The sequence below is a fragment of the Rhodococcus sp. P3_B8 genome, from assembly GCF_056402775.1.
In genome coordinates this window covers 1-10,804 of sequence record NZ_JBFUGT010000223.1, presented here as the reverse complement: position 1 = coordinate 10,804, position 10,804 = coordinate 1, and the positions used below count along the sequence as shown (strand labels likewise).

14 protein-coding genes and 2 pseudogenes are annotated in these 10,804 nt (G+C 66.2%); 6 read left to right on the top strand and 10 right to left on the bottom strand.

Annotated features, from left to right (window positions below; translation table 11 throughout):
* Positions 1-142 precede the first annotated feature (142 nt).
* Both AC1D1G_RS34425 and AC1D1G_RS34420 read right to left on the bottom strand, forming a co-directional pair.
* Positions 143-856 carry a DUF3105 domain-containing protein gene (locus tag AC1D1G_RS34425; protein ID WP_477955583.1) on the bottom strand — a complete coding sequence of 238 codons (714 nt, stop codon included), beginning with the start codon at positions 854-856 and terminating at the stop codon, positions 143-145.
* A 103-nt stretch (positions 857-959) separates the two neighbouring features.
* Entirely contained in the window at positions 960-1,130 is a 171-nt protein-coding gene (locus AC1D1G_RS34420) for a hypothetical protein (RefSeq protein WP_283353183.1), read from the bottom strand.
* 169 nt (positions 1,131-1,299) lie between these two features.
* Here AC1D1G_RS34420 and AC1D1G_RS34415 point away from each other — a divergent pair, with 169 nt between their 5' ends.
* Positions 1,300-1,437 (top strand): hypothetical protein, encoded by a 138-nt coding sequence (locus AC1D1G_RS34415; RefSeq protein WP_280784237.1) that lies wholly within the window; start codon positions 1,300-1,302, stop codon positions 1,435-1,437.
* Positions 1,438-1,475: 38 nt separating this feature from the next.
* On the opposite strand, the gene AC1D1G_RS34410 is transcribed toward AC1D1G_RS34415, so the two are convergent.
* The 4 genes from AC1D1G_RS34410 to AC1D1G_RS34395 form a co-directional block, all read right to left on the bottom strand.
* Positions 1,476-1,712, bottom strand: coding sequence for a hypothetical protein (locus tag AC1D1G_RS34410; RefSeq protein WP_283353182.1), 237 nt, complete (start codon positions 1,710-1,712; stop codon positions 1,476-1,478).
* A gap of 20 nt (positions 1,713-1,732) precedes the next feature.
* Positions 1,733-1,927, bottom strand: coding sequence for a hypothetical protein (locus AC1D1G_RS34405; protein WP_105413888.1), 195 nt, complete (start codon positions 1,925-1,927; stop codon positions 1,733-1,735).
* A gap of 92 nt (positions 1,928-2,019) precedes the next feature.
* Positions 2,020-2,346, bottom strand: a complete 327-nt coding sequence (locus tag AC1D1G_RS34400; RefSeq protein ID WP_477955581.1) for a hypothetical protein — start codon at positions 2,344-2,346, stop codon at positions 2,020-2,022.
* Between the two features lie 380 nt (positions 2,347-2,726).
* Positions 2,727-3,209 (bottom strand): DUF1707 SHOCT-like domain-containing protein, encoded by a 483-nt coding sequence (locus AC1D1G_RS34395; RefSeq protein ID WP_283334195.1) that lies wholly within the window; start codon positions 3,207-3,209, stop codon positions 2,727-2,729.
* A 105-nt stretch (positions 3,210-3,314) separates the two neighbouring features.
* Between AC1D1G_RS34395 and AC1D1G_RS34390 the strand changes: the two genes are divergently transcribed.
* Positions 3,315-3,842, top strand: coding sequence for a PadR family transcriptional regulator (locus tag AC1D1G_RS34390; protein WP_283334197.1), 528 nt, complete (start codon positions 3,315-3,317; stop codon positions 3,840-3,842).
* Between the two features lie 36 nt (positions 3,843-3,878).
* On the opposite strand, the gene AC1D1G_RS34385 is transcribed toward AC1D1G_RS34390, so the two are convergent.
* The 3 genes and pseudogenes from AC1D1G_RS34385 to AC1D1G_RS34375 all read right to left on the bottom strand — a co-directional run bounded on the left by AC1D1G_RS34385 (position 3,879) and on the right by AC1D1G_RS34375 (position 5,894).
* Entirely contained in the window at positions 3,879-4,409 is a 531-nt protein-coding gene (locus AC1D1G_RS34385) for a hypothetical protein (RefSeq protein WP_283353180.1), read from the bottom strand.
* 79 nt (positions 4,410-4,488) lie between these two features.
* Positions 4,489-5,202 (bottom strand): annotated as a pseudogene (locus AC1D1G_RS34380) (calcium:cation antiporter); the annotation flags it as partial.
* 2 nt (positions 5,203-5,204) lie between these two features.
* Positions 5,205-5,894 (bottom strand): TetR/AcrR family transcriptional regulator, encoded by a 690-nt coding sequence (locus AC1D1G_RS34375; protein ID WP_283353179.1) that lies wholly within the window; start codon positions 5,892-5,894, stop codon positions 5,205-5,207.
* Between the two features lie 215 nt (positions 5,895-6,109).
* On the opposite strand from AC1D1G_RS34375, the gene AC1D1G_RS34370 reads away from it, so the two are divergent.
* Complete coding sequence (locus AC1D1G_RS34370) at positions 6,110-6,370, top strand: putative antibiotic biosynthesis monooxygenase (RefSeq protein WP_477955578.1); 261 nt, start codon at positions 6,110-6,112, stop codon at positions 6,368-6,370.
* A 199-nt stretch (positions 6,371-6,569) separates the two neighbouring features.
* Here AC1D1G_RS34370 and AC1D1G_RS34365 read toward each other — a convergent pair whose 3' ends face one another.
* Complete coding sequence (locus AC1D1G_RS34365; RefSeq protein WP_283353177.1) at positions 6,570-7,955, bottom strand: DUF2252 domain-containing protein; 1,386 nt, start codon at positions 7,953-7,955, stop codon at positions 6,570-6,572.
* 188 nt (positions 7,956-8,143) lie between these two features.
* Between AC1D1G_RS34365 and AC1D1G_RS34360 the strand changes: the two genes are divergently transcribed.
* The 3 genes and pseudogenes from AC1D1G_RS34360 to AC1D1G_RS34350 all read left to right on the top strand — a co-directional run.
* Positions 8,144-9,415, top strand: coding sequence for a GTP cyclohydrolase II (locus AC1D1G_RS34360; protein ID WP_477955577.1), 1,272 nt, complete (start codon positions 8,144-8,146; stop codon positions 9,413-9,415).
* Positions 9,412-10,677, top strand: coding sequence for a URC4/urg3 family protein (locus tag AC1D1G_RS34355; RefSeq protein WP_477955575.1), 1,266 nt, complete (start codon positions 9,412-9,414; stop codon positions 10,675-10,677). Before AC1D1G_RS34360 ends, AC1D1G_RS34355 begins: the two co-directional genes overlap by 4 nt.
* A gap of 19 nt (positions 10,678-10,696) precedes the next feature.
* Positions 10,697-10,804, top strand: a pseudogene (locus AC1D1G_RS34350) (uracil phosphoribosyltransferase); the annotation flags it as partial.

Below are 10,804 nucleotides of genomic sequence, written 5' to 3'. Positions count from 1 at the left end.
CCTCCTCATGTGCTCCTACTTATTCGTCGAATCGGCGATCGCGATATCGACAAGTCGGGCACATTTTCGGTAGGTGAATTTCGGCGTCGACCGCGGGAACCCGATCTCGCCCGAAGTGGTGTGGGAACGTCTGCGGACGCGGCTACTCGCCGTCGACCGGAACGGCGTCCGCACCCGGTGCGGAGGGATCGAACGGTGGCGGATCGGCCGGGTCGAATCCACCCCGCACCGTCGAGCAGGTTGCTCCCGGTTCCGGGTAGGTGTTCGGGTTCTGTCGCAACGCGGTGAGGAAGTCGGAGATCCGCGGATCGGCTACGTCGTCGAGTTTCAGTTGGTGACCCCACGACTGCAGGGACACCGCCGAGTCGAGACCGGGGTACGGCGACATCAGGGTGTACGGTTCGCCGTCGACGTTCGCTGCCAGAGCCGCGATGTCGTCGTCGTCCAGCCGGTCCGGATCATAGGTCACCCACACGGYGCCGTGCTCGAGGGAGTGCACGGCGTTCTCGCTGCGGATCGCTTCGGGATAGACAATGCCGGTGCAGGTTGCCCAGTACTGGTCGTGTGCACCGCCGAACGGGGGACTCTGGTCGTAGGCCACCCGCTGCGGTGCCTGCACATGGGCGGCGGGCGGATAGTCGACGGTGACGACCCCTTCGATTCCCAGTGACGGATCAGGATTGTCCGCGCTCGGCGAGAAGTCGCGGGCTTCGTCGTCGGCTCCGGAAGTCAGCACGTAGGCGACGACGGCGACCGCTGCCACGACGACCACCACGACCGCCAGTAGCAACCAGGGCAGGCGCCGCCGCCCTGCGGACGGTCGAGATTTCGGGTCCACACTGCGGTCGTTCGTCATTGCCGATCCTTCGTCTCACCGGGTGCCCTGACCGCGCATCCCCATCTGCGAAGCATGGTAGTAGACGGTGAGGCAACGCCCGGTTCCGCGATGACCTGGCGATCTACCGGCGGGCCATTGCTGCGATACGCAGATCGCGGGTCCGCGCCTGGTGGGCGATCATCAGGATCCGCGCCATTTCGGCCTTGCCGCTCTGCACGGCGGTCAGGATCTCGCGGTGTTCCGTTTCGATCTGCTGCAGATTGGAGGAGGCCTGGGCTTCCTCCGCGTCCACAACCGAGCAACGTCTCCGGTAGCGGTGTACGGGACCGTCCGAGTCCGCGCCGATGGTCTCCGGTGTAGACGTCGCGGAAGTGTCTCGGACACAACGTATTCGGTGCGCCGGGACGATTCATCCGCGATGCCCGCGAGAACCACCTCGTTTCGGATTCGAGGACATCCGCGTGAAGCACATCGAGATTCACGGGGTGGAACAGCCGACGGCCGACTCATTGGCTGCGAAATTCGAGGCGTCCTGCCCGATCTACAACACCATCAGGCGGGGAAGTGGAATCGAGTTGACCGTCACTGCCCACTCCTAGCTGGAGTCCTTCGTTCGGACGTGGGTGCCGCAGGAGGTTCAGAGTGACGGGCGCGGGCGGGAGATCGCGGTGTCGATCACGGCGAAGATGTCGCGCTGTTGAACCGTGCCGCCTGCGTCGGCCGTCTGGGCCGCCTCGATCAGATCATCGATGAGGCTGTCGAACAGTAGCGCCGTACGAGGGTCGGTTCGGTGGCCGGGATCGTCGAAGGCATGCAGCGCATCGACCGCGTCGCGGTATCGGCCCAGCCCGTCGGGCGCCGCGCTCACCTGCATCGTTTGCACGTTCATCGTGCTCAGCTCCGAACCATGCTGTTGGACAGCCGGGCTTCGTTCACTGCTCGACTGGCGGGATCGCAGCGGTACTGACCGGTCGTGGTGTGCCGGTAGCCCGGGCCATCCTTGACGACGGCGTGCCCGCAGTAGCGGCATTCGTGACCGGACTGCCCTATGCGGATGGTTTCGATGGTTGGGTACGTGTTGGTGCTCATTGTTCTCGTTCGTCGGTGTGGTGGGTGGTCTGTGAAAGTGGGGTTGAACGACTCGGGTGGACTTCGCGGCGCCACTGCCGTAGGGGGCCGCGTCATGCGTATTCGGCGAGGGGTTCGGCCGAACCGACGTGGGCGCGCTCCAATGCCTCCCAGACGAGGTCGTAGCGCTTGAGGGTCATCTCGTCCGCGTTCGCCAGCAGGGCKTCGAGGAGGGAGTGTGGGTCGTCCTGCCAGGAGTTCAGCGCGGCCGCGACGGTTCTGTTGGTGAACAGGCCCGATTGAGCAAGGGCGTGACTCCACTCGTCGAACAGACCGCTGTAGATGCGTTCGACAGCGTCGTGGTCGAATCCCTCGGCGACGAAATCACGCGCGAAGGTTGCCGTGACGTAATCACCGCAGGTAATCGGTTCTGCATTCATCGGTGCGAGCACCCTCCGTCAGTGGCGGCGTCGGACCAGCGGGCGACCCCGGTTCGTGAGTATGAGACAGGTCACATCGTCGCGCACTGCGGGGAGATGGCGCATCGGCCGTTTCACCGGGGGGTATACCTATCTTCTGGTCCTCGCGGCCCTCATCGGGCGGGGATGCGGACCATTCTGCCTGGTCACGGCCTCTCGGCACCGTGCACCAGATCTCACCCCCGAGGCCATCGAGGGTGTTCCAGCCCGCTGGGGCACTCACCCGGGCGGCATGTATGCGCGGCTGCGGGCGCACGGTGCCACCGACGATCCGACCCTGGATCGCGCCCTTCGCCGGGTGACCGACGGGCCGGGGCGCTACGCCGTTCGTCCGCGGAGATTCAGCGACTCGCGGCGACTCTGGTCCGGTCGTCGTGCAACGCATCGGTGATCCTGCTGCACCCGCCCTCGCGCCTGAGCACCGTCCTGCCCAGCAGCACCAAACCCCACGGGCCTATCACCCATATCGGCCAGGGGTAGATCATCACGCCGGTAGCGAGCGAGACGACGCCCCAGATCGCGATGTTGATTCCTCCGGCGGCGAGCCAAACGAGCCACTCGATCCGCTGGTGACCCGGGATGCGACGACGCGAGGGGTGGGCCGCCGGTGCCACGGGCCGCGCGAGGGCAACTGGCGGGGGTGCCGACGGAAGATCACGCAACACCTGATGCGCCTGCTGCTGGGTCGTCGACTGGTACACCTGTGCCACCCGCTGGTCGAACTCGCCGATGGTCAGTCGCCCCTCGGTGAGATGCCGCCCGAGCTCACCGACGACCTGCTCACGTTCGGAATCGGATATCCGGATGTTGTCCGCGTACTGCATCGGACCCTCCTCAGCGATGACATTCCACTGTGGAATGTCGCTTCTCACTATGATCGATATGCCACAGTGGAATGTCAACCCCCCGACTGCGCGAAGGACCGTGCCATGGCAGAACGTCCCCTCAACGCCACTGCGGCATCGCTCCTCGGGTTCCTGCACGAGGGATCGAAAACCGGGTGGGACCTGGTCGTCACCGCGCAGGAACGCATCGGCAAGTTCTGGTCGATCACGACCAGCCAGGTGTATCGGGAGCTCGCCGCGATGGAGCGTGCCGGGTTGATCGAGGCGGGGGAACGGGGCGCCCGAGAGCGCAAGCCCTACACGCTCACCGAGGACGGTCGCCGGGCGTTTTCGGAGTGGATCGAGCGCGACCCCGGCCCGGAGAACATCCGTTATCCGATGCTGCTCACCGTCGCGTTCGGCGCGCACCTTCCGCCCGAACGGTTGGCCGAGATGCTGGACTCGCACCGGGCAGCGCACGAGCGTCAGCTCGCCGAGTACGAGCGTGACGCCGTGGTCCACGGTTCCAACCGATTCGCCATGGCCACGCTCGACTTCGGCATCGTGTACGAACGTGCAGTACTCGAATGGTTCGATCGCGTCGGGAACCGTCTGGGCCAGGAAAGTCGCTGATAGCCGCGCTGCTCGCCAGTTGCGGGTCTCGGCAGTTCAGCCGATCACGCCGTCCTCGGTAACGACAGCAGTCGGCAGGTCCACCCGTTGCGGAGCGCCGGCTTCGTCGCAGATCACGGTGACGAATGCCGGAAACACTATTCGCCACGAGCCGCCGACGGGCGACAACGCGCTCGCGGCGAATTCGGCCCACTCCTTCGGCAGCAACGTCACTTGTTCGTCCTGCAGCCATTGCGGCGTGGGAATCCGGCGGTTCTGTTCCTCGACGGGATCGACGACGAACCGCACGTCGGTGGCGGTACCCGTTCCGACGTTGCGGAGCCGGAACCGGTCGACGGGGCCCCGAATGCGGCGGACTTCGAACTCGACGTGCTGCGGTTGTGGGAATGCTCGCTGCGCGGCTTCGGCGATCCGGGTCAACGCGGTGACCTGTTCGAGCGCCACGTCCAGTGCAGCCTCGGCCTCGCGCCTGGCCTGATCGGCGAGGTTTGCCTTCCGCCACGCTGCGGCAGCGGTGGCACCGAACAGCACCGCAGCCGCCGCGCCGACCCACGATGCGGTTTCCATGCGCGGAAACTTACCCGAACGCATTTCGGGGAGACTCGCTGGTGATGTCTCCACGAACGGTGAGGCGCAGGCCGACGGACCTTGCCAATCCCACGACTGCGCACAGCGCCAGCACCAGCAGCGCGAGGCTCACACCCGCCACCCTGCCCGTCGGCGGTGCCGCGTTCCGGTCCTCGACACTCACAGGTTCGTCGGGGATGACGGGCAGGAAGAAGTGTCGATGCGGCCCGGTTTGGGTGAGGACGAACATCCCGTACAGAACCAGCGAGGCCACGGCCGCGAATATCAACTGAACCGAGGAGAATTCGGGGCCCGGCCGGCTCGTCGTGAAGGTCGGCAGCACCAGGCTCAGGGTAGCCAGTGACGCCACGGTCGCCAGTGCCGCGCCCGTACCCTCCGCATTGAACAGCGCGACCCCGTATCTTCGCGCGCCGACGAACAGAGACAACCCCATGATGCCGTTGACGGTGAGCATCACCGCCGCGAATACCGTGTCGCGGGCCAACGAGGCCGTCGCCGGACCACCCGAGATCATCAGTGTCACGATCAATCCGACCTCGATGACAGTGACGGCGACAGCGAGAATCAGCGATCCGAACGGCTCGCCGACCTTGTGTGCAACCACCTCGGCGTGATGAACAGCGGCGAGCACTGCGCCGACCAGCACCACCGCCACGACGAGCACCAGCACCGTGCCGATGTCCCGGCCCCAGGTCACGCCCAACACCGCAACGGACACCGGTGGAATCACCAGCGGCCACTCTGCAGTGACCGAACGCCACCCGAACGCCATGATCAGACCTTGCCGGCTCCATCCTCTCGGGTGGACCGCAATGCGGAACCCGCATCACCCATCCGCGGCGAGCCGGCGGTGAGTTGGGTCCGGGCCGACTGGGTTCGGGTGAGTGCGGCTCGCGTGGCGGCCTCAACCGTCATCACGATGAAATCGCGTCGGCGCGAGTCCCGGTCGCGGCCACACGGAAGGGGTGTCGAAAACAGCCGGTCTGCGGTCTGGAGAGCTACCCAGCCGTCGACGAGGGTGATCACGGTGATGAGCAGTTCCTGGGCGTCGCTCTCGGAAAGTTCGGGGACAGCTTCCCGTGCGCTGGCAACTATCGCCTGAGCGTGCTTCTGTCGCGATGCTTCCGCGACAGGCGCCTCGAGTTCGAGTCCTTCCCAGAACAGCAGACGGGTGAAAGTGGGGTGCTCGCGTTGGTAGTCGAATCGGCGACCGGCGTAGTCGGCGATGGCGACGACCCCGTGACCGGACAGTTCGACAGCGGCCAGCGTGGTTGCGAGTTCATGTTCGAGGACCGCGCTGAAGAACGCTTCCTTCTTGCCGAAGTACTGGTAGATGCGCTCTTTGTTCACGCCTGCTTTCTCGGCGATCCGATCGACACGAGCACCGGCCAGACCGAACGAACTGAACTCTGCAACTCCGGCCTCGATGAGAAGTCTCTTGGTTCGTTCGGTATCCCATGCCACGGCTGCATCCTACGACAACTCCAACTGTCTGGTTGCAATCTGTAAGTCCAGCCCCTACGGTCGAAAGGCAACTGAATAGTTGGAGTTACGAGAAGGGCTACCTCAGGATGGAATCTCTTGCTCTCGCATCTACGGTGGTCGAACATTTCGCTCCGACGACCACGAAGCGCCGGCCTCCACGAACGGAACGTGCCGACGGGCATGCTCGGGATCTCGTGCCGGAGAGGGCCCCGTCCATCCACTTGCGGGTGGTCGTCACCTGGGTGTCCATCTTCCCGCTCGTCACGGTGGGCATGACCGTCATGACCCTGTCGGGTCCGATCACGGCCACCTGGCCGACCTGGTTGCGGGCTTTGTCGCTCACCGGTGTCGTCGTTCCCACGGCGGTGTATTTCGTCGTGCCACGTGTGCTTGCCCTGTCCGTCCGGTGGATGAGCTGGCGGTGCCGGAACGGTACTTCGCGGTGCAGCTCCTGAGCGGCGCGAGCGCGCGCCGCAGATTCATGTCGGAGGTGCGAGGTACGTTCTCGTTGCGACGAAAGAGGTCGCCACTCACACTCACGTATCCGAGGCAGTCCGGCTCGGGTGGATACGAGGTGCACCCGCGCCTCGTATCTTGGGGAGTGGCGACCTCTCTCGGCTCGCCACCAGCTACTCGTGGTTTCTACGTGCCGGATCAGGCCGGCTCGGCAGCGATCCGCCCCGATTTCACCGCGGCGACCAGCGTTGCGTGGTCGGCTTCGGTCTGATCGGCGTAGCTGACGGCATACCGCCCGATCACCTCGTCCAGTTCCGTGTCGCTGGCGAAGTAGCCGGCGAGAACCCGCGGATCGAGCGAGCGGGTATGCGCACGCGCGAGCAGGGCGCCGGCGAGCCGGCCGTAGTCGTCGAGATGGTCTTGCTCGAGACCGGTTGGATCGATGTCCCCTTTGAGGTTTCGGAACTGCCGCACGATGTAAGGGAGGCCGTCGATGGTCGTCCAGCCCAGCAGAAAGTCCGATTCCGCCTGCACCAGCCGGGCGCCGTGCACTATCCGCTTGCCCTCGTGTTTCGGCTCGCCGACCGGTAGGTACGCCGACAGTGCGGACGGCCGGGCCTGTTTCAGTTGAAGTACGAGCACCTCGTCCCGATTACCGTGCAGCAGGGCGATATAGCTGCGCAGACCGACGCTGCCCGTTCCGACGATCCGGAACGCGACGTCGGACACGGCGAATCGGGCGATCAGGTTCCTGCGGGACTCGCGCAGTGAGTCGACATAAAGTTCCAGACCGTCGGTCACGGCATCGGCGGTTGCGCGATCGACGTGGGTGAGTACCGGCGGATCGTCGATGAACCGTCGTCGGCGGATCCCGGTCTCGTGATCTTCGATGTGAGCGGTCCACTTCGCCGCCACCTTCTCGCTGGTATTGCGCCGCGCCTTCTGTGCGGCCTTGTCGAAGTCGTCGAGCAGAGCCTCGGCCTTGGCCCGCTCGAGCACCGACTTGTCCGGGAGCGCATTCCAGGACTGAAGGAATGGCAGTTCGGCGAGATCGCGAATGGTGCGCCGATACGATTTGACGGCGTCCTCGGCGGCCTCGATGCAGCCGTTCTCGGACACACCGCCTTCGCGACCCGCGAGGACCAGGCTCGCGGCGAGGCGTTTGAGATCCCACTCCCACGGACCAGGGAGGGTTTCGTCGAAATCGTTGATATCCATGACGATTTGACCGTCCGGTGTCCCGTACAGGCCGAAGTTGGCCGCATGCGCGTCACCGCACAGCTGCGCTGTCAATCCGGTAACCCGAGAGTCGGCGAGGTCGGCCGCCATCAGGCCCGCGGCGCCGCGCAAGAAAGCGAACGGGGAGGCGATCATCCGACCGATTCGCAGCGGGATCAGATTCGCCAGCCTTCCTCGATTGCTGGCCTCGACGAAATCGAGCACATCCGGCCGTCCCGCGCCGACCGCGGCGCTCCCGTGCGCACTCGACGGCACAGTGGCACGCAACGCGTCGCCCCGCGCGAAGACGTCGTCCGCCTCGATCTGGGTTCGCAGGTCGACGGCTCGCGCTCGATTCTTCGTCACCTCGGCGACACTATCCCAGGCCCAGTCACCGTGTACCTCGTCAGCATTCGTCGCCGCCGTCTTCGCCACACGACATTGTGGTGAAAGAGTGGTTATGCTTCGGTTTCCGGTGGTCGGCAGCATCCGGCGCCGGAGACACGTTCCGGCGGCATGCCGTGCCGTCGGGCCTTCCTTAACGGAGGAACGTCATGTCCGCTGAATCCGTCGCCGCCACCCCCGAGCCCGCCGGTGGGCACATCCGATTGACCTCACACAGCGGCGGTGTCGGCGCCCTGCCGATCCACTGGGGAGCACCCACGCCGTCCGAGCGCGGACCGGTGGTCGGTACCACCACCAACCGCGCCCACCGCAACGTGATCGGAACGCACAGCGGCTCGTACAGCATTTACCGGGCACTGGCGGTGGCGTCGGGCGCGCTGTCGCGCCATCACAAGGCCGACCTCACCGATACCGCGCCCACGAACATCATCGGCCCGTACCCGCAGTGGAGCGAGCCCGGCAAGATCGTGAGCCTGGACCCGTGGGGTGCCACGGTGGCCGAGGTCTTCGCCGCCGAGTTGGCGGCGGGTCACGACATCCGCCCGAGCATCGCTGTCACCAAGGCGCATGTGATCCTGCCGGAGGTCATGGAGGCCATCCAGAAAGGTCGCCTGCACCCGGACGGCCGCTTCCTGCTGCCCAGTGGTGCTGCGCTGGTAACCAAGGCGGCGATCGAGCCCGTCTGGCACCTGCCGGGTGTGGCGGAGCGCTTTCACTGCAGCGAGACGGACCTGCGCCGCGTGCTGTTCGAGGAGACCGGCGGCATGTACCCCGAGCTCGTGACGCGCTCGGACCTCGAGGTGTTCCTGCCCCCGATCGGGGGTCAGACCGTGTACATCTTCGGCGATGCTCGTGACCTGGCCGACCCCGGGTTGGAGCTGACCGCACGCGTACACGACGAGTGCAACGGCTCGGACGTATTCGGTTCCGACATCTGTACCTGCCGCCCGTACCTCACGCATGCGATCGAGGAGTGCATCCAGGGTGCGCAGCGCGGTGGCGTGGGCCTGGTGGCGTACTCCCGCAAGGAGGGCCGGGCGCTCGGCGAGGTGACCAAGTTCCTGGTCTACAACGCGCGCAAGCGCCAGGTGGGCGGCGACACGGCCGACCAGTACTTCGCCCGCACCGAATGCGTGGCCGGCGTGCAGGACATGCGCTTCCAGGAGATGATGCCCGACGTGCTGCACTGGCTGGGCGTCAGAAAGATCCACCGCCTGGTCTCCATGAGCAACATGAAATACGACGCCATCACCGGCTCGGGTATCGAGGTCGCGGAGCGGGTGGACCTTCCCGCGGACCTGATCCCGGCCGACGCGCGCGTGGAGATCGACGCCAAGATGGCGGCCGGCTACTTCACGCCCGGCGCTGTGCCGGACGCTGACGAATTGGCGAAGGTCAAGGGCCGGGAGTTGGACGGATGAGCGTGACCGGCGTCGGTCCCGTCCTGGACACCGGGCGGGCCGAGGATGCGACCGCCGCTCTACGTACCACGTCGGCCGTGCGGGAGCGAGCACGACAACTGCTGTCCCGTGCGCGCGAGGGCGATTCACTCTGGTTCGGCATCGACGACGACGCATTGGAGGCGGCCGCGGCGGAGGTCGCCGCCGTCACGCGTGCCCGCTATCCAGACCYGACAATTCCGTACCACAGCCGCTGGCGCCATTTCGAAGCCGGCGGCGTGGACCGCAAGGCCGAGCTGGATGCACGACTGACCGCGCTGGACGCGCCGGGCCGCGCCCGCGCCATGATCGACCTGGCGGTGGTCAGCGTCCTGCTCGACGCAGGAGCCGGTCCCGACTGGCACTACCACGAGGTGGACGGCGGGCAGCGCTTCGCGCGTTCCGAGGGACTGGGCGTCGCGAGCTGGCACGCCTTCCTCGGTGGCCTGTTCTCGAGCGACGCGGCGCACCCGCTGCAGGTCGATGCGGCCGGACTACGCGGGCTGGATACCGACCGGCTGGCCGAGGTGTTCCAGGCCGGCCCGTCCAATCCGTTGGTGGGTCTCGAAGGTCGCGTGCTGCTGCTGCGACGGCTGGGCGAGGCGCTCGCCGCGCAGCCCGAAGTGTTCGGCCCGCACGGCCGGCCGGGTGGCCTGTTCGATGTGCTGGTCGCCCCACAGGGTGCCGCCGCGGCGACGGTCGCCGCCCACGACATCCTGTCGCAGCTTCTGACGTCGCTCTCGGGCATCTGGCCTACGGGCAACGCCATCGGCGCCGAACCGTTGGGCGACGTCTGGCGCCACGACGCGGTGGCCGGTCCGGGCTTGACCCGGGGCTGGATGCCGTTTCACAAACTGTCGCAATGGCTGAGCTATTCGTTGCTGGAGCCCTTCCAATGGGCGGGCGTCCGGGTGGTCGGGTTGGACGAGCTGACCGGCCTGCCCGAATACCGCAACGGCGGTCTGCTTCTCGACACCGGTGTGCTCCGCCTGCACGATCCGGTCTGGGCTGCACAAAACTGGACGGCCGGAGACGAATTGGTGGTCGAGTGGCGCGCGTTGACGGTAGCCCTCCTGGACGAACTGGCCCCGCTGGTGCGCGCACGTCTGGGCGTGGATTCCCGAGAGATGCCGCTGGCCTGCGTCCTGGAGGGCGGCACCTGGGCGGCGGGCCGCGCGCTGGCACAGCGCTCGCGGGGTGGGCTGCCGCCGCTGAACATCGCCAGCGACGGCACGGTCTTCTAGAAGAAACGAGGACGACTACATGGGCACGGTACACGTGATCGAGCACCCGCTGGTGCAGCACAAGCTCACGATGATGCGCCGTAAGGATGCCTCCACCAACAGCTTTCGTCGACTGGCGAACGAGATC

What these genes read in the sequence shown, in the direction of transcription:
- AC1D1G_RS34390 (WP_283334197.1), top strand. Translation starts at nt 3,315, where the DNA reads ATGGCAGAACGTCCCCTCAACGCCACTGCGGCATCGCTCCTCGGGTTC.
- AC1D1G_RS34360 (WP_477955577.1), top strand. Translation starts at nt 8,144, where the DNA reads ATGTCCGCTGAATCCGTCGCCGCCACCCCCGAGCCCGCCGGTGGGCAC.
- AC1D1G_RS34410 (WP_283353182.1), bottom strand. Translation starts at nt 1,712, where the DNA reads ATGCAGGTGAGCGCGGCGCCCGACGGGCTGGGCCGATACCGCGACGCG.
- AC1D1G_RS34395 (WP_283334195.1), bottom strand. Translation starts at nt 3,209, where the DNA reads ATGCAGTACGCGGACAACATCCGGATATCCGATTCCGAACGTGAGCAG.
- AC1D1G_RS34405 (WP_105413888.1), bottom strand. Translation starts at nt 1,927, where the DNA reads ATGAGCACCAACACGTACCCAACCATCGAAACCATCCGCATAGGGCAG.
- AC1D1G_RS34385 (WP_283353180.1), bottom strand. Translation starts at nt 4,409, where the DNA reads ATGGAAACCGCATCGTGGGTCGGCGCGGCGGCTGCGGTGCTGTTCGGT.